At 74.5% G+C, this 20,525-nt stretch carries 18 protein-coding genes; 14 read left to right on the forward strand and 4 right to left on the reverse strand.

The annotated features are described in order from the left end of the window. The first annotated feature begins 61 nt into the window (after positions 1 to 61). From moaC to mnmA, 5 genes are all read left to right on the forward strand, one after another. On the forward strand, positions 62 to 532 hold the full coding sequence (moaC, locus tag ACFVS0_RS18335; protein WP_430562867.1) for a cyclic pyranopterin monophosphate synthase MoaC: 471 nt from the start codon (positions 62 to 64) through the stop codon (positions 530 to 532). Then, positions 529 to 1,560 carry a molybdenum cofactor biosynthesis protein MoaE gene (locus tag ACFVS0_RS18340; RefSeq protein WP_430588761.1) on the forward strand — a complete coding sequence of 344 codons (1,032 nt, stop codon included), beginning with the start codon at positions 529 to 531 and terminating at the stop codon, positions 1,558 to 1,560. Before moaC ends, ACFVS0_RS18340 begins: the two co-directional genes overlap by 4 nt. Before the next feature lie 154 nt (positions 1,561 to 1,714). Continuing rightward, positions 1,715 to 3,982: a PhoX family protein gene (locus ACFVS0_RS18345; protein ID WP_430588762.1), complete on the forward strand. Its 2,268-nt coding sequence runs from the start codon at positions 1,715 to 1,717 to the stop codon at positions 3,980 to 3,982. 265 nt (positions 3,983 to 4,247) lie between these two features. After that, positions 4,248 to 5,486, forward strand: coding sequence for a cysteine desulfurase family protein (locus ACFVS0_RS18350; RefSeq protein WP_430588763.1), 1,239 nt, complete (start codon positions 4,248 to 4,250; stop codon positions 5,484 to 5,486). Further along, a complete protein-coding gene (gene mnmA / locus ACFVS0_RS18355) occupies positions 5,483 to 6,625 on the forward strand; it encodes a tRNA 2-thiouridine(34) synthase MnmA (RefSeq protein ID WP_430588764.1) in 1,143 nt (380 codons plus the stop codon). The genes ACFVS0_RS18350 and mnmA overlap by 4 nt, the downstream gene beginning before the upstream one ends. On the opposite strand, the gene ACFVS0_RS18360 is transcribed toward mnmA, so the two are convergent. Both ACFVS0_RS18360 and ACFVS0_RS18365 read right to left on the reverse strand, forming a co-directional pair. Continuing rightward, positions 6,622 to 8,085 (reverse strand): dihydrolipoyl dehydrogenase family protein, encoded by a 1,464-nt coding sequence (locus tag ACFVS0_RS18360; RefSeq protein ID WP_430588765.1) that lies wholly within the window; start codon positions 8,083 to 8,085, stop codon positions 6,622 to 6,624. The two genes, mnmA and ACFVS0_RS18360, sit on opposite strands and share 4 nt — an antisense overlap. Continuing rightward, a complete protein-coding gene (locus ACFVS0_RS18365; RefSeq protein ID WP_430588766.1) occupies positions 8,082 to 8,651 on the reverse strand; it encodes a hypothetical protein in 570 nt (189 codons plus the stop codon). The genes ACFVS0_RS18360 and ACFVS0_RS18365 overlap by 4 nt, the downstream gene beginning before the upstream one ends. 123 nt (positions 8,652 to 8,774) lie before the next feature. Here ACFVS0_RS18365 and ACFVS0_RS18370 point away from each other — a divergent pair, with 123 nt between their 5' ends. Next, a complete protein-coding gene (locus ACFVS0_RS18370) occupies positions 8,775 to 9,341 on the forward strand; it encodes a TetR/AcrR family transcriptional regulator (protein ID WP_430588767.1) in 567 nt (188 codons plus the stop codon). Positions 9,342 to 9,378: 37 nt separating this feature from the next. On the opposite strand, the gene ACFVS0_RS18375 is transcribed toward ACFVS0_RS18370, so the two are convergent. Beyond that, positions 9,379 to 10,191, reverse strand: coding sequence for a TrmH family RNA methyltransferase (locus ACFVS0_RS18375; RefSeq protein WP_430552079.1), 813 nt, complete (start codon positions 10,189 to 10,191; stop codon positions 9,379 to 9,381). A 51-nt stretch (positions 10,192 to 10,242) separates the two neighbouring features. After that, complete coding sequence (locus tag ACFVS0_RS18380) at positions 10,243 to 10,737, reverse strand: ester cyclase (protein WP_430552080.1); 495 nt, start codon at positions 10,735 to 10,737, stop codon at positions 10,243 to 10,245. 155 nt (positions 10,738 to 10,892) lie between these two features. Here ACFVS0_RS18380 and ACFVS0_RS18385 point away from each other — a divergent pair, with 155 nt between their 5' ends. The 8 genes from ACFVS0_RS18385 to ACFVS0_RS18420 all read left to right on the forward strand — a co-directional run bounded on the left by ACFVS0_RS18385 (position 10,893) and on the right by ACFVS0_RS18420 (position 20,497). After that, on the forward strand, positions 10,893 to 11,942 hold the full coding sequence (locus tag ACFVS0_RS18385; protein ID WP_430588768.1) for a hypothetical protein: 1,050 nt from the start codon (positions 10,893 to 10,895) through the stop codon (positions 11,940 to 11,942). A 173-nt stretch (positions 11,943 to 12,115) separates the two neighbouring features. Beyond that, positions 12,116 to 12,862 (forward strand): HAD family hydrolase, encoded by a 747-nt coding sequence (locus ACFVS0_RS18390; RefSeq protein ID WP_430552082.1) that lies wholly within the window; start codon positions 12,116 to 12,118, stop codon positions 12,860 to 12,862. Beyond that, the gene (locus tag ACFVS0_RS18395) at positions 12,859 to 15,336 is read left to right on the forward strand and encodes a glycoside hydrolase family 65 protein (RefSeq protein ID WP_430562851.1); all 2,478 of its coding nucleotides are present in this window, start codon (positions 12,859 to 12,861) and stop codon (positions 15,334 to 15,336) included. Before ACFVS0_RS18390 ends, ACFVS0_RS18395 begins: the two co-directional genes overlap by 4 nt. Positions 15,337 to 15,488: 152 nt before the next feature. Continuing rightward, positions 15,489 to 16,490 (forward strand): LacI family DNA-binding transcriptional regulator, encoded by a 1,002-nt coding sequence (locus tag ACFVS0_RS18400; RefSeq protein ID WP_430552107.1) that lies wholly within the window; start codon positions 15,489 to 15,491, stop codon positions 16,488 to 16,490. 96 nt (positions 16,491 to 16,586) lie between these two features. Beyond that, positions 16,587 to 17,837 (forward strand): extracellular solute-binding protein, encoded by a 1,251-nt coding sequence (locus ACFVS0_RS18405; RefSeq protein ID WP_430588769.1) that lies wholly within the window; start codon positions 16,587 to 16,589, stop codon positions 17,835 to 17,837. Further along, entirely contained in the window at positions 17,834 to 18,793 is a 960-nt protein-coding gene (locus ACFVS0_RS18410) for a carbohydrate ABC transporter permease (RefSeq protein ID WP_430552085.1), read from the forward strand. Before ACFVS0_RS18405 ends, ACFVS0_RS18410 begins: the two co-directional genes overlap by 4 nt. A gap of 5 nt (positions 18,794 to 18,798) precedes the next feature. Beyond that, positions 18,799 to 19,611, forward strand: coding sequence for a carbohydrate ABC transporter permease (locus tag ACFVS0_RS18415; protein ID WP_430588770.1), 813 nt, complete (start codon positions 18,799 to 18,801; stop codon positions 19,609 to 19,611). A gap of 73 nt (positions 19,612 to 19,684) precedes the next feature. After that, complete coding sequence (locus ACFVS0_RS18420) at positions 19,685 to 20,497, forward strand: ThuA domain-containing protein (protein WP_430586051.1); 813 nt, start codon at positions 19,685 to 19,687, stop codon at positions 20,495 to 20,497. The last annotated feature ends 28 nt before the right edge of the window (positions 20,498 to 20,525 follow it).

The following is a 20,525-nucleotide window of genomic DNA, read 5'->3' on the forward strand; positions in this document are numbered from 1 at the left end:
GACCGACCCGGCCGACCCGACGCGGGGCCTGACCCACTACCGTGCCGACGGCGCGGCGCACATGGTCGACGTCTCCGCCAAGGACGTGACGAAGCGCGAGGCCACCGCGGCCGGGGTGCTGCGCACGCGGGCCGACGTCGTCGCGCGGATCGCGTCGGGCGACCTGCCGAAGGGCGAGGCGATCGCCACCGCCCGCATCGCGGGGATCCTGGGCGCGAAGCGCACCCCGGACCTCGTGCCGCTGTGCCACCCGCTGCCGATCTCCGGCGTGGAGATCGACGTCGTGCCCGCCTCCGACGGCTCCGGCACGGTGGCGATCACCGCGACCGTGCGCACCACCGGCCGCACCGGCGTCGAGATGGAGGCGCTCACGGCGGTCACCGTCGCCGGGCTGACGCTCTACGACATGATCAAGGCGGTCGACAAGGCGGCCGTGCTCACGGACGTGCAGGTGGTGGCCAAGTCGGGCGGCAAGTCCGGCGACTGGTCGCGCCCGGCGACGTCCTCCGAGACGCACGGGCAGGACGCATGACCGGCACGCGCGAGCGCCACGAGGGGCACGGCGGCAGGCACCCCGAGCGCCGCGTCGCCGTCGTCGTCGCCTCCGACCGGGCCGCGGCGGGGGAGTACGAGGATCGGTCGGGCCCGGCGGCCGTCACGTGGTTCGCGGCCCGCGGCTGGCGCACGTCGCCGCCCGTCGTCGTGCCCGACGGCGAGCCCGTGCGGGAGGCGTTGGCCGACCTGCTGGTCGCTGCCCCCGACGACGTGCCGCACCTGATCGTCACCAGCGGGGGCACGGGGCTCGGCCCGCGCGACCGCACCCCCGAGGCGACGCGCGCCGTCCTGGACCGCGAGGTGCCGGGGATCGCCGAGCTCGTCCGCACGCGCTCGCTCGCGCCCACCGATCCCACGAAGCGGGCCGTCCCGGCGGCGGCCCTGTCCCGCGGCCTGGCCGGGGTGGCCGGCCGCACGTTGGTCGTCAACCTGCCCGGCTCCGTCGGCGGCGTGACCGACGGCCTCGACGCGCTCGCCGAGGTGCTCACCCACGCCGTCGACCAGCTCGCGGGCGGCGACCATCCCACGCCGGTGGGCCAGGAGCCTGACGCGCCCGCGGATGTCGCCGTGCTGCGCGCCGACGTCGTCGACGCGCCCCTGGACCCGCTGCTCGCGGAGCTGAGCGCGCTGGTGCGCGACGACGCGTGCGGCGCGGTGGCGACGTTCACCGGGTACGTCCGTGACCACGACGGCGGTCGCGGCGTCGCGCACCTGCACTACGAGGCGCACCCGGACGCCGCGACGGTGCTGCGGACGGTGGCGGAGCGCGTCGCGCACCGCACGGCCGCGGCGACGGGGGACCGCGTCCGCGTCGCCGTCGTGCACCGCACGGGCGACCTGAGGATCGGCGACGTCGCGGTGGTGGCGGCCGTGGCCGCGGGGCACCGGCAGGCGGCGTTCATCGCCGCGTCGGACCTGGTCGAGGAGCTCAAGGCCCAGGTGCCGATCTGGAAGGAGCAGGGCTTCGACGACGGCACGTCGGAGTGGGTCGCCTCGCTCGGCTGACTCGTCGCGGAGAGGCCGCGACGGCGACGAGCCAGCAGGTCACCTGCTGTTCACCTGAGGGTCGGTGTCACGACGACGTGACGCCATCGGTGCTCCCTACCGTCGGGCTCGTCACCCCCGGTCCCGTCACCGCCCTATCTCAGGAGTGCCACCGATGACGATCGCCCCCGAGTCGCGCCCGCTGCTGGAGCTCGCGGCCACGCCTCACACCCCCCACTACGCCCGCGGCAAGCGCAGCGCGGTCACGTGCCGGCTCAAGTGCGCCGACGCGTGCTCGCACCCCGCGCCCAACGAGTCCGCCAACGAGTACTTCCGCGACGTCGCGGCGCGGGCCCTGTCCCGCCGCGTCATGCTCGGCGGCCTCGCCGCCGCGGCCGCCACCGTCGTCGTCGGCGCGCAGGTCGCCGGCGCGCCCGGCGCGGGCGCCGTCACGCCTTCCGGAGCTGCCGCGGGCCGCGGCTCCGGCAAGGGCCTCGCCTTCGGCGCCATCGTGCCGCAGGACGCCGGCGTGGACGCCTTCGTCGTGCCCGAGGGGTACGAGTGGTCGCCGATCATCCGCTGGGGCGACCCGATCCTGCCCGGCGGCCGCGCGTTCGACGCGGCGAACCAGACGCCGGAGCAGCAGGCCAAGCAGTTCGGCTACAACGTCGACTACCTCGACATCCTGCCGGCCGACCCGGACGACGTCCGCCCCCGCGGCGGCAAGACGAAGCGCGGCACGCGCGGGCTGCTCGTGAGCAACCACGAGTACACCAACGCCGGGATCATGTTCGACGCGTCGTACGACGCGGCCACGCGGCGCGCGATCGAGCGCGCCGCCTGGGGGCTGTCGGTCGTCGAGGTGCGTCGCGACCGCGAGGGCTCGCCGTGGACGTACTCGCGGATCAGCCGCTACAACCGCCGCATCACGGTGGAGACCGAGTTCCGGGTGGACGGCCCGGCGGCAGGCTCCTACCTGATGAAGACGGTCGAGGACCCGAGCGGCACCCGCGTGCGCGGCACCCTCAACAACTGCGCGGGCGGCACCACGCCGTGGGGCACGGTCGTCTCCGGCGAGGAGAACTACAACGCCAACTTCCGCGTCAGCGGCAAGGACCCGCGGGACGCCCGGTACGGCCTGGCCGACAAGGCGACCAGCTACGGCTGGGAGCTCGACGACCCGCGGTTCGACGGTCGCAACCCCGGCTACGAGTACGAGAGCCACCGCTTCGGCTGGATCGTCGAGGTGGACCCGTACGAGCCCGACGAGGCGCCGGTGAAGCACACGGCGATGGGCCGCTTCAAGCACGAGGGAGCCAACGTCATCCTGTCGAAGCGCGGCCACGCCGTGGCGTACATGGGCGACGACGAGCGCTTCGACTACGTGTACAAGTTCGTGTCGAAGAACCGCTTCCGCGAGGGCAGCAGCCGCGGGGCGCGCCGGCACAACAAGACCCTGCTCTCCGAGGGCGACCTGTACGTCGCGCGGTTCCGGGGCGACTCCCCGGCGTCCGAGATCGACGGCACGGGCGCGGTCCCGTCCGACGGCGCCTTCGACGGCACGGGCGAGTGGGTGGCGCTGGTCAAGGACGGCGAGTCGCAGGTGCCGGGCATGACCACGGAGGAGGTGCTCGTCTTCACGCGGCTGGCCGCGGACGCCGTCGGCGCCACCAAGATGGACCGTCCGGAGGACGTGGAGCCCAACCCGCTCACCGGCCGCATCTACGTGGCGTGCACCAACAACACCGACCGCGGCAAGGAGGGCAAGGAGGGCGCCACCGAGCCCAACCCGCGCACCACCAACCGCGACGGCCACGTCGTGGAGATCATCGAGGACCGCGGCGACCAGACCGCCACCACGTTCACGTGGAACCTGCTGCTCGTCGCGGGCGACCCGTCCGTGAACGACTCGACGTACTTCTCCGGCTTCCCCGCCGACAAGGTGTCCCCGATCTCGTGCCCGGACAACCTCGCGTTCGACGCCGAGGGCAACCTGTGGATCTCCACCGACGGCGCGCCGTCGACGATCCAGAAGTGCGACGGGCTGTTCAAGGTCACGCTCACCGGGCGCCAGCGGGGACGCGTCGAGCAGTTCCTGTCGGTGCCGCGAGAGGCCGAGACGTGCGGGCCGGTCGTGGACTCCCGCGACGCGATGGTCTACGTCAACGTCCAGCACCCGGGCGAGAACGGCAGCACCGCCGCCCAGAACTCCTACTTCCCGGACTACCTCGCCGAGGGCGAGCGGGCTCCGGCCGGCGCGTGGCGCGGCCCGCGGCCGTCCACGATCCAGGTCTACAAGGCCGGCCGCGGCGAGCACCCGGGCCAGGGCAACGGCAACGGTCACGGGAACGGCAACGGTCACGGGAACGGCAACGGTCACGGGAACGGCGAGGGCGACGGCTGGGACGGCCCCGGCCCGTTCCCCTGGCCCCGCCACCGCTGACCGCGAGGTAGTTCCGGTCTCGCCGAGGTAGTTCCGGTCTCGCCGAGGTAGTTCCGGTCTCGCCGAGGTAGTTCCGGTCTCGCCGAGGTAGTGGACCAGACCACTACCTCGGCGAGAGCTGGACTACCTCGCGGTTCTCGAACTACCTCGCGGGGGCACGGACCACCTCGGCACGGGCGGACCACCTCGTGGTGACTCGGACCACCTCGTGGTGACTCGGGCCCCCTCGCGGAGCCCGGGGGAACAGTTCGTAGACTGGGGGACCGTGACCACCCCCGAGGCTCCCGCGGGCGCCTACCTCGACCACGCCGCCACGACCCCCATGTCGCGGGCGGCGCTCGAGGCGTACGTCGCGGAGGCCGGCCGGACCGGCAACGCGAGCTCGCTGCACTCCGCGGGGCGGGCGGCCCGCCGGGCCGTCGAGGAGTCGCGCGAGTCCGTCGCGGCGTCGCTGGGCGCCCGGCCCAGCGAGGTGATCTTCACCGGTGGCGGCACGGAGTCCGACAACCTCGCCATCAAGGGGATCTTCTGGGGCCGGCGCCGCACCGACGCGCGCCGCACCCGCGTGCTGGTCTCCGCCGTCGAGCACCACGCGGTGCTCGACCCGGCGTTCTGGCTCGCGGGGCACGCGGGCGCGGAGATCGTCCTGCTGCCGGTGGACGGCGACGGCCGCGTGGACCTCGCGGCCCTGCGCGCCGAGCTGACGGAGCACGGCGACGAGGTCGCGCTCGTCTCGGTGATGTGGGCCAACAACGAGGTGGGCACGCTGCAGCCGGTGCGCGACGTCGTCCGGCTCGCGCACCAGCACGGGGTGCCCGTGCACACGGACGCGGTGCAGGCCGTGGGCCAGGTCGAGGTCGACTTCGCGGCCTCCGGCGTGGACGCCATGACGGTGACCGCGCACAAGCTGGGCGGCCCGCTCGGCGTGGGCGCGCTGCTCGCCCGCCGCGACCTGCCGCTCGAGGCGGTGCTGCACGGCGGGGGCCAGGAGCGCGGGGTGCGCTCCGGCACCCTCGACGTGCCCGGGATCCGGTCGTTCGCCGTCGCGCTGGCGGAGACCGTCGCCGCGCGGCACGAGCGCGCCGCGGCCCTGAGCGCCCTGCGCGACCGGCTCGTCGCCGGCGTGCGCGCCGCGGACCCGGAGGCGGTGCTCCGCGGGCCCGACCCGGGCTCGGACGACGGCGCCGCCGCCCGGCTGCCCGGCAACGCGCACTTCACCTTCCCCGGCGCCGAGGGCGACTCGCTGCTCTACCTGCTGGACTCCGCGGGCGTGCAGGCCTCCACCGGGTCCGCCTGCCAGGCGGGCGTGCCGCAGCCGTCGCACGTGCTGCTCGCGATGGGCGTGCCGGAGCTCGACGCGCGCGGCGCCCTGCGCTTCTCGCTCGGCGCGACGTCGACCGCCGACGACGTCGAGCGCCTCGTCGCCGCGCTGCCCCAGGTGGTCCAGCGGGCGCGCGCGGCCGGGCTGGTCTCCGCGCCGGCCGGCGCGGGGGGCACGGCATGAGGGTGCTGGCCGCCATGTCGGGCGGCGTGGACTCGGCCGTGGCCGCGGCGCTCGCCGTGGAGGCGGGCCACGAGGTCGTCGGCGTGCACATGGCGCTGAGCCGCAACCGCGACCAGTTCCGCACGGGCTCGCGCGGCTGCTGCTCCATCGAGGACGCCGGCGACGCGCGCCGGGCCGCGGACGTGCTCGGCATCCCGTACTACGTGTGGGACCTGTCCGAGCGGTTCGAGGAGACGGTCGTCGCGGACTTCCTGTCGGAGTACGAGGCGGGCCGCACCCCGAACCCGTGCGTGCGCTGCAACGAGCACATCAAGTTCGAGGCCCTGCTCGACAAGGCCACGGCCCTCGGCTTCGACGCCGTCGCGACCGGCCACTACGCGCGGGTCGTGACGCACGAGGCCCCCGACGGCACGGTGACCCGCGAGCTGCACCGGTCGCCGAACGACGAGAAGGACCAGTCGTACGTGCTGGCCGTGATGGGCCCGGAGCGGCTGGCGCGCGCGATGTTCCCGCTCGGCGGCTTCGCCTCCAAGGCCGAGGTGCGCGCGGAGGCCGAGCGCCGCGGCCTGTCCGTGAGCGCCAAGCCCGACTCCTACGACATCTGCTTCGTGGCCGACGGCGACACCCGCGGTTTCCTGCGCGACCGGCTCGGCTCGCGCCCGGGGGAGGTCGTGGACACCGACGGCGCCGTCGTCGGGGAGCACGACGGCGCGTACGCGTTCACGGTCGGCCAGCGCAAGGGGCTCGGACTCGGCACCCCCGCCGCCGACGGGCGCGCGCGGTACGTCGTGGACGTGCAGACGTCGACCAACACCGTCGTCGTGGGCCCGGCCGAGCTGCTGAGCGTGGACCGGGTCGCCGCCGGGAAGGCCGTCTGGCTCGCCCCGCCGCCCGCCGCCTGGGTCGACGACGTCGAGGTGCAGGTCCGCGCCCACGGCGCGCCGGTCCCCGCGCGGGTGCGCGCGACCACCGGCACGCCGGGCCGGGACGGGGCGGTGGCCGACGACGGCGCGCCCGGCATGGAGCTGCACCTCACCGGCCGCCCGCTGCGCGGCGTCGCCGCCGGCCAGTCGGTCGTCGTCTACCGCGGCACCCAGGTGCTCGGCCAGGCGACCGTGGCCGACGCCTGGCGCGGCTAGGCCGCCGAGACCGCCGGGACCGCGTCCCGCCCGTACGCCTCGAGGAGCCGCAGCCAGATCTCGCTGACGGTCGGGTAGGCGGGGACCGCGTGCCACAGCCGGTCGATCGGCACCTCGGCGGCGACGGCGACCGTCGCGGCGTGCAGCAGCTCGCCGACGTCCGGCCCGGCCGCGGTGAAGCCGACGAGCACCCGCCGGTCCTCGTCGACGACCATGGCGGCCCGCCCCGCGTACCCGTCGGCGTGCAGGGCCGCGCCGGCGACGGACCCCAGGTCGTGCTCGACGGCGCGGACGCGCAGCCCCGCGGCCGCGGCCGAGGCCGCGGTGTGGCCGACCGTGGCGATCTCCGGGTCGGTGAAGATCACCTGCGGCACGGCGCGCTCGTCGGCCGTGGCCGCGTGCCGGCCCCAGGGGGACAGGTCGACGGCGGCGCCCCGTGCGCGGGCGACGATCGTGTTGCCGACGGCCCGGGCCTGGTACTTGCCCTGGTGCGTCAGGAGCGCGCGACGGTTGACGTCGCCCGCGGCGTAGAGCCGTCCGTCGGCCACCGGCGCGCCGTCCGGGTCGAGGACGCGCAGGGAGTCGTCCACGCGCAGCCAGCCGCCGGGGACGAGCCCGAGCCGGTCCAGGCCGAGGTCGCCGGTGTTCGGCCGGCGACCCGTCGCGACCAGCACCTCGTCGGCCTCGACCGCGGTACCGTCCGCGAGGACGAGGCGCACCACCCCCTGCTCGTCGCGGTGGACGCTCTCGGGCTCGGTCCGCAGGTGCTGCACGACGCCGGCCGCCTTCAGCGACCGGGCCACGAGGTCGCTCGCGAACGGCTCCACGGCGGGCAGCAGCCCGTCCCGGGCCACGAGGGTGACCTGTGCCCCGAGGGCCGCGTACGCCGTCGCCATCTCGGCGCCGACGACGCCGCCGCCGACGATCGCGAGCCGCGCGGGCACGGCCTGCGCCGCGGCGGCCTCCCTGCTGGTCCACGGGGCGGCGTCGGCCAGCCCGGGGATCTCCGTGAGCCGGGCGCCGCTGCCTGTGGCGACCACCACGGCGTGCCGCGCCTCGAGGGTGGCCGTGGACCCGTCGGCGCCGGTCACCTCGACGGTGCGCGTGCCGGCGACCCGCCCGGTGCCGCGGACGAGGTCGATCCCGGCCTGCTCCAGCCAGGCGACCTGGCCGCCGTCGTCCCACCGGGCGGCGAACTCGTCGCGACGCCGTAGCACGGCCGTGGTGTCGAGCTCGCCTGTCACGGCCGCGCGGGCGCCGGGCAGGCTCCGGGCGGCGCGCAGCGCGGCGGCGTCGCGCAGGAGCGCCTTGGTCGGCATGCAGGCCCAGTAGGAGCACTCCCCGCCGACGAGCTCGCGCTCCACGACCACCGCCGTGAGGCCGCCCTGCACCACCCGGTCGGCGACGTTCTCCCCGACCGGACCGGCGCCGATGACGACGACGTCGTACGCCGCGGTCATCGTGCGGCCCGCGCGACGCGGTGGAGCCGGAGGGCGGAAGCGAGGAAGAAGACGCCGCCGAGCGTGGCGTACCCGGCGAGCGAGGTCAGCGCCGCGTCCGGGCCGCCGGCCATCATGACGAACCCGCCGCCGGCGAGCACGGAGATGCCGCCGCTGAGGATCATGGCCCACTGGCCGCCGAGCCGGTAGCGCCGGACGGCGACGACGAGCTGCACGATCCCGGCGGTGATCGCCCAGGCACCCCAGACACGCAGCACGGCGGGGATGCCGGAGGTGACGGCGAAGCCGAGGGCGACGGCGGTCAGCAGGCTGAGGACGACGTTCACCCGGAGGCCGACGGCGGGGCGCGCGGCCTTCGAGGCCCGCAGGTCCACGACCGCCGCGGCGACGTCGAACAGCGGGTACAGCACGAGCAGCGCCGTGCTCACCGGGCCGATGCTCGACGCGGTGACGAACAGCAGCACCGCCCAGACGACGGCGAAGCCGAACCGGACGAGGTAGAGGTTCCGCAGGGCGGTGGCGGTGGCGGTGGCGGTGGCGGTGGGGGGTTCCACGGTGGTGGTCATGGGCTCATTCCTTTGAGGACGGACGGAGGTAGACTGACTAGTCACTCTACCGAAGCGGGACCGTACACACGGCGGGGCGTCGAGCGCAAGAGGAAGGCCGCTGGCCGGGCAAGGAGGGCACGTATGATCGCGACCGTGCAGGGGTCCGTGCGAGAGCGTCTGATCGAGGCGGCGAACGAGCTGTTCTACGCGCACGGGCTGCGGGCCGTGAGCGTCGACAAGGTCATCGACCGTGCCGGGACCACGAAGGTGACCTTCTACCGGCACTTCAAGAGCAAGGACGACCTCGTGGTCGCCTACCTCGAGCACCGTGCGGCGCTCGAGCGCGACGGGGTCGACGCCGCCGTCGCGCAGGGGGCCGGCGACGTCGACGCGACGCTGCGCCTCCTCGCCGAGGGCACCGGGGCCGTCGCGTGCAGCCCCGGGTTCCGCGGCTGCCCGTTCATCAACGCCGCCGCGGAGTACCCCGACGCCGCCAGCCCCGTCCGCCAGGCGGTCGACGCCCACCGCCGGTGGTGGGAGGACGCCTTCGCGCGGCTGGTCGCCCCGCTCGCCCCGGCCGACCCCGCCGCCGTCGCCGAGGACCTCATGCTCCTGCGCGACGGTGTCATGGTCGCGGGCTACCTCGGGGACCCCGCCCGGGTGGCCGACTCGTTCCTGCGCAGCTGCCGCGCCGTCGTGCGCCCCTGACCGCCCGGTGGGCGGGGGCGGGCGTCAGGGGCGGGCGTCAGCCCCGGGCGAGCCGCTGCCGGTGCGCCTCGTACAGCACGATCGACGCGGCGTTGGACGCGTTGAGCGAGCTGGCCGACCCGGCCATGGGGATCGCGACGGTGACGTCGGCGGCCTCGCGCCACCCCCTCGACAGCCCGGCCGTCTCGTTGCCGACGGCGAGCAGCACCGGGCCGGTGAGGTCGACGTCGGCGGGGGCGGCGTCGCCGTCCTCGTCGGTCGCGACGACGGTCACCGGGCGCCCGGCGGCGCGGTGCGCACCCACCCAGTCCATGACCTCGCCGTGCGAGGCCGCCCGCACCACGGGCAGCGCGAACAGGGAGCCGGTCGTCGCGCGCACGGCCTTCGGGTCGTACGGGTCGGCGGCGTGGCCGGTGACGACGAGCCCGTCGGCGCCGAACGCGTCGGCGGAGCGCACCACCGCGCCGATGTTGCCCGGCTGGGTGGGCCGGTCGAAGACGACGCCCAGGAACGCCGGCCCGACCGGGACGCGCGCCAGGTCGTCGTCCGGCATCGCGACGACCGCCAGCAGCTCGCTGGCGCCCTCGTCCTTCTCGGCGAGCTCGGCGAGCAGGTCGGGGGACATCGCGATCGTCTCGGCGCCCGTCGCCTGCAGCATCTCCTGGGCCCACGACGACAGCCGGCGGTCCGTCTCGTGCAGCAGCGTGCGCACCTGCCAGCCGTGCTCGACGGCCATCGTGATCGGGCGCACGCCCTGCACCAGGAACTCCCCGGCGCGGCCACGCTTGGTGCGGTTCGTGAGCAGCGTCTGCAGCTGCTGGAAACGGGCGTTGCGCACGGTGATCCGCATGGGCGCAGTCTCCCACGGGTAGCCGGACGGCCCGACGTGCGGCGGCTCCGGTCAGCGGCGCAGCTCGTGCTCCCACCACACCTGGTCGCGCATCACCCAGTGCTCGGCCTCGAGCCCGTCGGCGACGCGGACCAGGTGCATCTCGCGCACGGTGAAGCGCCGGTGCGACGGCGCGACGCCGAGGAAGAACCCCGAGTGCAGGGCGCTGAACGCGACGTGCAGGGCCACCAGGTCACCCTCCGTGACGGCGTGCAGCACCTCGACCCGCTGCTCGTCGAAGGCGTCGTGGAACCAGTGCATGGTCGCCACCAGCGCGTCGGGCCCGCCGGCGCAGCCCGGCAGCACGTCGTGGTTGCGGAAGCCGGGCGCGAGCTGGCGTCGCAGCACCGCCTCCGCGCCCGACGGCATCGCGTTGGCGTGCACGCGCGTCGCGACCGCCCGCGGGGTGGACAGCACGGCCCGTGACCCGCCCGCGGGTTGCGCGAGCGGTGACGCGGAGGCCCGGCCCGCGGGTGCGGCGGGCGCCTGGTCGAGGATGACGGACATCGGGACTCCTTCGTCGGACCGTTACCGTGCTCCTACCCTTCGAGAGCGGCGGTGGGCCGCTGCATGACGGGGTGGGAGAGGTGACATCGGGTGACATCGGGTGACAGCGTGGTGGACGTCGTGGACGGACGACCGGCCGGGGCGGGGGCGGACGCGTGACCGCGGTCTCCGGGCACGGACCCTGGCCCGGCGGCGTGCGCGACGAGCTCGTGGCGCAGCAGACCGTGCTCGACGACCTGGCGTCGTCGCCCACCGGCGTCGATCCTGTGCCGTTCCTCGCCCAGCTCACCGGTCGCGGGCCGGGGGCCGACGCCGTCGGTCGGACGGCGTCGCTGCTGGCGGAGATGCCGGTCGAGCTGGGCCCGCACGGCTGGAAGCTCACCGACCACCCCGGCGCCGACCTGCGCCGCGCGGAGTCCCTGCTGCGGGAGGACCTGTCCGCGCTGGCGGTCGCGGCCGTCGGCCACGACGGCCCGCTCGCCGTCGAGCTCACGGGCCCGTGGACCCTCGCCGCGCAGCTGTGGTCCGCGCGCGGCGACCGGGTGCTCGCCGACGTCGGCGCCCGCCGCGACCTGTCGCTCGCGCTGTCCGAGGCGGTGCGCCGGCACCTGGCGGACGTGCGGGCCCAGGTCCCCGGCGCGACGCCGGTCGTGCAGCTCACCGAGCCGCTGCTGGGACAGGTGCACGCGGGCGTGCTGCCCAGCTTCTCCGGCTACTCCCGGCTCCGGGCCGTGCCCGGGCCCGACGTCGTCGAGGGGCTGCGGCCCGTCGTCGACGCCGCCCACGACGCCGGCGCCCGCGTCGTCGTGCACCTCGGCGCCACCTGGGTGGGCGTGCCGCCCGTCGCGCTCGCGGGGGCGGACGCCGTCGGGCTGGACCTCGCCGACGTCGGCGGCGCGGGGGAGTCGGCGGGCTGGAACGAGCGCGCCTGGGAGCTGCTCGCCCGCGCCACCGAGCGGGGCATGGGCCTGTGGGCCGGGCTGCCGCCCGCCACCGTCTCGCAGTGCTCCGGGCCGCAGCTCGGCGAGCTGGTCCGCCTGGTCGCCGAGCCGTGGCGCCGCATCGGGCTGCCCGCGGCCGGGCTGGCCGACGTGACGCTGCTCGCGGCGCCCCGACGGAGCCTCGCCGACGTCGACACCCATCGCGCGGAGCTGGCGAACCTCGGGCGGGTGGCGGAGGCGCTCGCGGAGCGCGCGGCGTCCTGAGCCGGCCCTGCGTGCGGGACGGATCGGGGGCGGTCGAGGGACCGATCCGCGAAGATCTCACCGAGGCGCGGCGCGTGCTCCCGGTGCACCCCGGTGACTGCGTAGGCTGAACCTCGGCGTCGGCCCGCAGGGGGCACGGTGCCCGACCCGACCCCGACCCGCGAAGGACTCCCGTGACCAGCCTCCGAGCCGTGCTGTTCGACCTCGACGGCGTGCTCACCCCGACCGCCGAGGTGCACATGCGGGCGTGGGAGCGCCTGTTCGCGCCGTGGTGCGAGGCCCGCGGCCTCGCGCCGTACACGTCCGCGGACTACTTCGCGCACATCGACGGCAAGCCGCGCTACGACGGCGTGGCGACGTTCCTCGCGTCGCGCGGCGTCGAGCTGCCGCGCGGCACCGCCGACGACGCGCCCGGGGAGGACACCGTGAGCGCCCTCGGCAACCGCAAGGACGCGATCGTCAACCGCATGTTCGACGAGGAGGGCATCGCCCCGTACCCGGGCTCGGTGCGCTTCCTCGACGCCGTGACCGCCGCGGGCGCGCAGGTCGCCGTCGTGTCCTCGTCGCGCAACACGCCCGCCGTGCTCGCCGCGGCGGGGCTGACCGAGCGGTTCGGGGTCGTCGTGGACGGCAACGTCGCCGCGCGCGAGCACCTGGCGGGCAAGCCCGCGCCCGACACGTACCTGCGGGCCGCCGAGCTGCTCGGCGTCCCGGCCGCGGAGGCGGTCGTCGTCGAGGACGCCCTGTCGGGCGTGCAGGCCGGCGCGGCCGGGCCGTTCGGCCTGGTGCTCGGCGTCGACCGCGGCGTCGGGGCCCGCGCCCTCGCCGCGCACGGCGCGGACCGCGTGGTCGCCGACCTGGGCGAGCTGGACGCCTCGATCCTGGACGCGCCCGCCGACCGGCAGGAGGGGCGGGCATGATCCGCCGCACCGCCGACGAGCAGCGGTCCGTGGACCACCTGCGTTTCCCCGCCGAGCCGTGGCGCCTCGTGGAGGCCGAGTTCTCCGCGGAGGACCTCGGTGTCACCGAGTCCCTCTTCGCGGTGGGGAACGGCTACCTCGGGATGCGCGGCAACGTCGAGGAGGGCCGCGAGTCCCACTCGCACGGCACGTTCGTCAACGGCTTCCACGAGACGTGGCCCATCCGGCACGCCGAGGAGGCGTACGGCTTCGCCAAGGTGGGCCAGACCATCGTCAACGCGCCGGACACCAAGGTGATCCGGCTGTACGTGGACGACGAGCCGCTGCTGCTGCCGGTCGCGGACCTCGTCGACTACGAGCGCGCGCTCGACATGCGCGACGGCGTGCTGCGGCGCGAGATCCTGTGGCGCACGCCGTCGGGCAAGCGGGTCAAGGTGACCTCGCAGCGCATGGTGTCGTTCGTCGAGCGGCACCTGGGCGTCATGACGTTCGAGGTCACGCTGCTGGACGCCGACGGACCCGTGGCCATCTCGTCGCAGATCCTCAACCGGCAGGACGGCCAGGACGAGTACCACGTGCCCGCCGCGTCGCTGGGGGAGGGCTTCGACCCGCGCAAGGCGGAGGCGTTCGCCGGCCGGGTGCTGCAGCCGCAGACGCGCTGGGGCGACGACGAGCGGCTCGTGCTGTCCTACCGGTCCACGAACTCGGGCATGACGCTCGCCGTCGCGGCGGACCACCGCCTCGAGACCGTGGACGACTGGGACGTGCGCACGCAGGTGGACGACGACCTCGCGAAGCACGTGTTCCGCGTCGACGCGAAGGCGGGGCACACGATCCGCCTCACCAAGGTCGTCACGTACCACACGTCCCGCGGCGTCCCGACGCGCGAGCTCGTCGACCGGTGCCGGCGCACCCTGGACCGGGTGCGCGCCGGCGGCATCGAGGAGCAGTTCACCCATCAGCGCACCTGGCTGGACGACTTCTGGGCGCGGTCGGACGTCGAGATCTCGGGCCGCCCGGAGATCCAGCAGGCGGTGCGGTGGAACCTGTTCCAGCTCGCCCAGGCGACCGCGCGGGCCGAGGGGTCCGGCGTCCCCGCCAAGGGCCTGACCGGCAGCGGGTACTCGGGGCACTACTTCTGGGACACCGAGATCTACGTGCTCCCGTTCCTCACCTACACGAGCCCGCGGTACGCCCGCAACGCCCTGCGCTTCCGTTACCAGATGCTCGACGCCGCACGACGCCGCGCCAAGGAGCTGTCGCAGAAGGGCGCCCTGTTCCCGTGGCGCACCATCAACGGCGAGGAGGCGTCGGCGTACTACGCGGCCGGCACCGCGCAGTACCACATCGACGCGGACATCAGCTTCGCCCTGGTGCAGTACGTGCGCGCCACGGGCGACACGGACTTCCTGCGCCGCGAGGCGGTGGACGTCCTCGTCGAGACGGCGCGCATGTGGGAGGACCTCGGCTTCTGGCGCGCCAACGGCGACGACAACTTCCACATCCACGGCGTGACCGGCCCCGACGAGTACACGACCGTGGTGAACGACAACCTGTTCACCAACGTCATGGCGCGGTTCAACCTGCGTGCCGCGGCGTTCGTCGTCGAGACGATGCGCGAGGAGTTCCCGGAGGACTACGAGCGTCTCGCGGACCGCCTGTCCCTGGGCGTGCACGAGACCACCGAGTGGACCCGGGCCGCGGACCACATGTCCATCCCGTACGCGGACAGCATCGGCATCCACCCCCAGGACTCCCACTTCCTCGAGCGGGAGATCTGGGACCTGGCCGCGACGCCGGTGACCAAGCGCCCGCTGCTGCTGCACTACCACCCGCTGGTGATCTACCGGTACCAGGTGCTCAAGCAGGCGGACGTGGTGCTCGCGCTGTTCCTGCAGGGGCAGCACTTCTCGGCCGAGCAGAAGCTGGCCGACTTCGAGTACTACGACCCGCTGACCACCGGTGACTCGACGCTGTCGGGCGTGGTGCAGTCGATCGTCGCGGCGGAGGTCGGGTACCACGAGCTCGCGCTCGAGTACTTCGTGTCCTCGCTGCTCGTGGACCTGGCGAACCTGCACGACAACGCGGCCGACGGCGTGCACGTGGCGTCCGCGGGCGGCACCTGGTCGGCGCTCGCGTTCGGCTTCGGCGGCATGCGGGACCACGACGGCGTGCTGTCGTTCGACCCGCGCCTGCCGCAGGGCTGGGAGGCGCTGACGTTCCGCGTGCAGTGGCACGGGTCGCGGCTGCGCGTCACGGTGCGTCCCGACGAGCTCGAGCTCGTCGCCGAGACGGGCGACGGCGCGAAGGTCCTGGTGCGGGGCGAGCAGGTGGCGGTCACCGCCGGCGAGCCCGTCGTCGTCCCGCTCGACGGCCAGGGCCCGGTGCGGCCCGGCCGGCCCAGCCTGCGGGCGCTGTCCGGCAACCGCCGGGACGACGGCACCCTCATCACCGCGACGGTGCCGCACTCCTGACGATCGCTCGTCGAGCCTGCCGGCACCCGGTGCGGACCAGGCCCGGGGCGTGACGCTTGTCACGCCCCGGGCGCTGACGGTACATTCGTCGGCGATGCGCATCGATGCGCATCGATGACCGACTGCGCGGACGGGGGGGCCCGGTGGCGAAGATGCCCACGAGCGCCGACGTCGCGCGTGAGGCCGGCGTGTCGCAGAGCACCGTCTCGTACGTCATGAGCGGCAAGCGCCCGATCTCCCCGGAGACCCGCCGGCGCGTCCAGGACGCCATCGACCGCCTGACCTACGAGCCGCACGCCGGGGCGCGCGCCCTGGCGGGGCACCGCACGAGCACCATCGCGGTCGTCGTGCCCGTCAACCCGGAAGCCGGCGCGCGGCAGCTCATGATGTTCGTCGAGGAGATCCTGCTGGCGGCACGGCGTCGCGACCATGACGTCCTCCTCGTGACCGCCGACGAGGGCCCGGCCGGGCTGCGCCGCGTCGCGGGCCGCTCGCTGTGCGACGCCCTCGTCGTCATGGAGGTCGGCACCCACGACGACCGCGTGGACGTGGCGCGGGGCCTGCCGCTGCCCGTCGTGTTCATCGGGATCCCCGACGACGCCGAGGGCCTCGACTGCCTCGACTTCGACTTCGAGGCGGCGGGCCGGCTGCTCGTGGCCGAGCTGGCCGACCTGGGGCACCGGACGGTGGACGTGCTGGGCTGGCGGCCGGACGTCGCGGCGCAGGGCATCAACTACGTGCCGCGCTTCGAGCGCGGGGCGCGCGCGACGGCCGCGGAGCGCGGCGTCGAGCTGCGCTGGCACCGGCCGACCGGCGAGGCGGACGTGCGGCGGGCGGTCGACGGCGCCCTCGCGTCCGGCGGGGTGCCCGGGCTCGTGGTCGCCAGCCCGATCCCCGAGACGCTGCGCGCGCTGGCCGACCGGGGCCGTGTGCCCGGCCGGGACGCCGACGTCGTGGGCCTCGCCATCGACAGCGAGGCCGCACCGTACGGCCTCACCGCCACGTCGCCGCAACCGCGCGACGTCTCGCGGCGCGTGATGGAGCGTGTCTTCGCCCTGCTCGACGGCGAGACGCCCCGCGGCCGCGAGCAGGAGCTCGTGCCGGCGGCGCTGGTGCGGCGCGCGTCGACGCGCACCGCACGACCGGCGGGCTAGCCCTCCCGGCACCCGTACCCGCACCACTACCCGAACCGATGACGAGGAAGGTGGAGACTCATGCATCATCGATGCGCATCGACGACGACCGGAGGGGTGCCCACCCGGGCACCGGCCTGGCCGGACCGCCCGGTCTCGCGCCGGGCCGTCACCGCCGCCGGGCTGCTGGCGCCGCTGGCCGCGCTCCTGGCCGGGTGCGGAGCCGACGGGGCGGCGACGTCGCCGCGGACCCTGCGCGTCCTCGACACGTACACCAACGACCCCGACCGCACCGTGATCGGCGGTGCGCTCGACGCGGCGGCGTCCAAGGTCGGCGTCACGCTCGAGCGCGTCTCCGTCGCCGGCGACTCGCTGATCCAGCGGGTGCTCCAGCAGGGGTCGTCCGGGACGCTGCCGGACATCCTCATGCTCGACAACCCGGACCTGCAGCAGATCGCCGCCACCACGGCCCTGCGCCCGTTCGACGAGGTCGGCGTGCCCACCGACGGGTACACCGAGGGCGTCACCTCGGCGGGCACCTACGACGGGCGGGTCTACGGGCTCGCCCCGACGGTGAACACCATCGCGCTCTTCTACGACGTCCGTGCCCTGGACGAGGCGGGCGTCGCGCCGCCGACCACCTGGGCCGAGCTCCGCGAGGCGGCGGCCGCGCTGACCCGGGGCTCGCGCTACGGCCTCGCCTTCTGCGGCAACGCGACCTACGAGGGCACCTGGCAGTACCTGCCGTTCTTCTGGTCGAACGGCGCCGACGAGCGGCGCATCGCCACGCCGGAGGCCGCCGCCGGGCTCGACCTGCTCGCCGGGACGGTCGCCGACGGGCACGCGTCCACGTCGGTGCTGAACTGGAGCCAGGCGGACGTCAAGGACCAGTTCGTCGCCGGGCGCGCCGCCATGATGGTCAACGGGCCCTGGCAGATCCCCGAGCTGGAGGCGATCGACGGCCTCGAGTACGACGTCGTCACCCTGCCGGTGCGCGACCCGGCCAGCCAGCGTCCCGTCGCCCCGCTCGGGGGCGAGGTGTGGTGCGTGCCCGCCACCGGGGACCGCGCCAAGGAGCGGCTCGCCGGTCAGGTCCTCACGGAGTTCCTCTCGGACGAGAGCCTCGTGTCCATGGCGGCGGAGCGCTCCACCGTGCCCGGCAGGCCGGCCCTCATCGAGCCGTTCCTCGAGCGCCGTCCCGAGATGGCCGCGTTCGCGGAGCTCGTCCGTGGGGCCCGCGCCCGCACGGCCGAGCTCGGCGCCGAGTGGCCGGCGACGGCGACCGCCCTGTACACCGCCGTCCAGCTCGCGGTCTCCGGCCAGGCCTCGGCGCAGGACGCCCTCGCGGAAGCCCAGGAGTACGTATGACGACGACGACCACCCCCGCCGCACCGCCCCGGCTCGCGCCGGCGCCCGCCTCGGGCCGGCGTCCCGGGGCCCGGCACCGCAACCGCCGCCTGGTCACGCTCCTGTTCCTCGGCCCGGCGGTGCTGTACCTGCTGCTGTTCTACGGGTACCCCGTGGTCCAGAACGTCGTGATGGGCTTCCAGCACTACACGATCTCGACCTTCTTCACGGGCGCGGCGCCCTGGGCCGGCCTCGACAACTACCGCGAGGTCGTCGGCAGCCCGCTGTTCCGCACGGCCCTGCTCAACACGGTCCTGTTCACCGTGGGGTCCATCGCCGGGCAGTTCGTGCTGGGCCTGGCGGTCGCGCTGTTCTTCCGCCGCCGGTTCCCGCTCTCCGGCTTCCTGCGGTCGCTGATCCTGCTGCCCTGGCTCATCCCGCTCATCGCCGCCAGCGCCGTGTGGAAGTGGATCCTCGACACCGAGTCCGGCGCCCTCAACCGCGTCCTCGTCGGCACCGGCCTCGTGGACACGGGCGTCCCCTGGCTGAGCAGCACGTCGCTGGCCCTGGTCACCGTCATCGTCGTCAACGTCTGGATCGGCATCCCCTTCAACGCCGTCATCCTGCACGGCGGCCTGCAGGGCATCCCCGACGAGCTCTACGAGGCGGGCGCCCTCGACGGCGCTACCCGCTGGCGCGCCTTCCGGCACATCACGTGGCCCATGCTGCGGCCGGTCGTCACCGTGGTGCTGGTGCTCGGCGTCGTCTACACGCTCAAGGTGCTCGACATCATCCTCGGGCTGACGGGCGGCGGGCCCGCGAACGCCACCCAGACGCTGGCCACGCAGTCCTACCAGCTGTCGTTCGCCACCTTCGACTTCGGTCAGGGGGCCGCGGTGAGCAACATCCTCATCGTGATCTCGCTGATCTTCGCTGCCGTCTATCTGCGCCTGAACCGGCGCGCCGTGGATGAGTGAGGCCCATGAACACCGTCCGACACCCCTGGCTCCACACCGCGGCGGGCATCCTCGTCATTGCGGTGCTGCTGTTCCCGATCTACTGGATGGTCAACGCGTCGCTGCAGCCGAACGGCGCGACCGTCGACACGAGCTGGCTGCCGCTGTCGCCCGACCTCAGCGGCTACCGCACGGCGCTCGCGGACCAGGGCGCCAACCTGGTCACGAGCCTCGTGGTCGCCGTCGGCAGCGTCGCCCTGAGCCTGCTGATCGCGGTCCCGGCGGCCTACGCGCTGGCCCAGTTCCGGCTGCGCTGGGCCGGCCTGGTCCTGTTCGGCATCCTCATCAGCCAGATGATCCCGGGCATCGTCATCGCCAACGCCCTGTACGGCGCGTACGCCGACCTCGGCCTGCTGAACTCGATCCCCGGGCTGATCCTCGCGGACTCGACGGCGGGCATCCCGTTCGCGATCCTCATCTGCCGCGCCTTCATGCAGTCGCTGCCGCCGGCCGTCGTCGAGGCCGCCCTCGTCGACGGCGCCGGGCCGGTCCGCGCGTTCGTCTCGGTCGTGCTGCCCATCAGCCGCAACGCCCTCATCACGGCGGGCCTCTTCACCTTCCTGTTCACCTGGAGCGACTTCCTGTTCGCCCTGACCCTGACCACCACCGAGGACGTCCGGCCGGTCACGCTCGGCATCTACAACTACCTCGGCGCCTACGTCAACGACTGGAGCGCGGTGATGGCGACCGCCGTCCTCGCGTCGGTCCCCGCGATCGTCCTCCTCGTCGTCGCGCAGAAGTACGTCGCCGCCGGCGCCACCGGCGGGGCCGTCAAGTGAGGCCCGGCGGCACGCCCCGGCACCTCCCCGAGAACCTGTCCGCAGAACCCTCCCCGAGAAACGGAGCACCCTCATGACCACCACCCCCGCACCGATCCGCGTCACCGTCTGGGGCGAGAACCGCCACGAGCAGCTCGAGCCGTCCGTCGCCGCCCGCTACCCCGACGGGATGCACGGCGCCGTCGCGCAGGGCATCGAGGAGAACCTCGGCGCCGGCGTGCGCGTGCGCACCGCGACGCTCGACGACCCCGAGCACGGGCTCACCGAGGAGGTGCTGCGCGACACCGACGTGCTCACCTGGTGGGGGCACGCCGCGCACGGCGAGGTCTCCGACGAGGTCGTCGAGCGGGTGCACCGCCACGTGCTCGAGGGCATGGGGCTCGTCGTCCTGCACTCCGGCCACTGGTCGAAGATCTTCATGAAGCTCATGGGCACCACCTGCACCCTGCGCTGGCGCGCCGAGCACGACCGGGAGCTGGTGTGGACGGTCGACCCGACCCACCCGATCGCCCAGGGGATCCCGCACCCGATGATCATCGAGGAGGACGAGATGTACGGGGAGTTCTTCGACGTCCCCGCCCCGGACGAGACCGTCTTCCTCAGCACCTTCTCCGGCGGCGAGGTCTTCCGCTCCGGCATCACCTACCGGCGCGGCTTCGGCAAGATCTTCTACTTCCGCCCGGGCGACCAGGAGTACCCGACGTACTTCCACGACGGGGTCCGCAAGGTCATCTCCAACGCCGTCGAGTGGGCCGTGACCCTGCGCCCCGAGCGCACCACCCCCACCCTGCTGCGCTACGAGACCGAGGACTTCTACCGCGGCCAGGGCTACGGCGGCGCGCTGAACGACGACGCTCGTGCCGCCGCGGCGGAGGCCGGGCTGTGAGCACCCCGCTGGTCCTCGTCGGCGCCGG

This window comes from Isoptericola sp. NPDC058082 (assembly GCF_042885055.1).
Lineage (GTDB): Bacteria > Actinomycetota > Actinomycetes > Actinomycetales > Cellulomonadaceae > Isoptericola.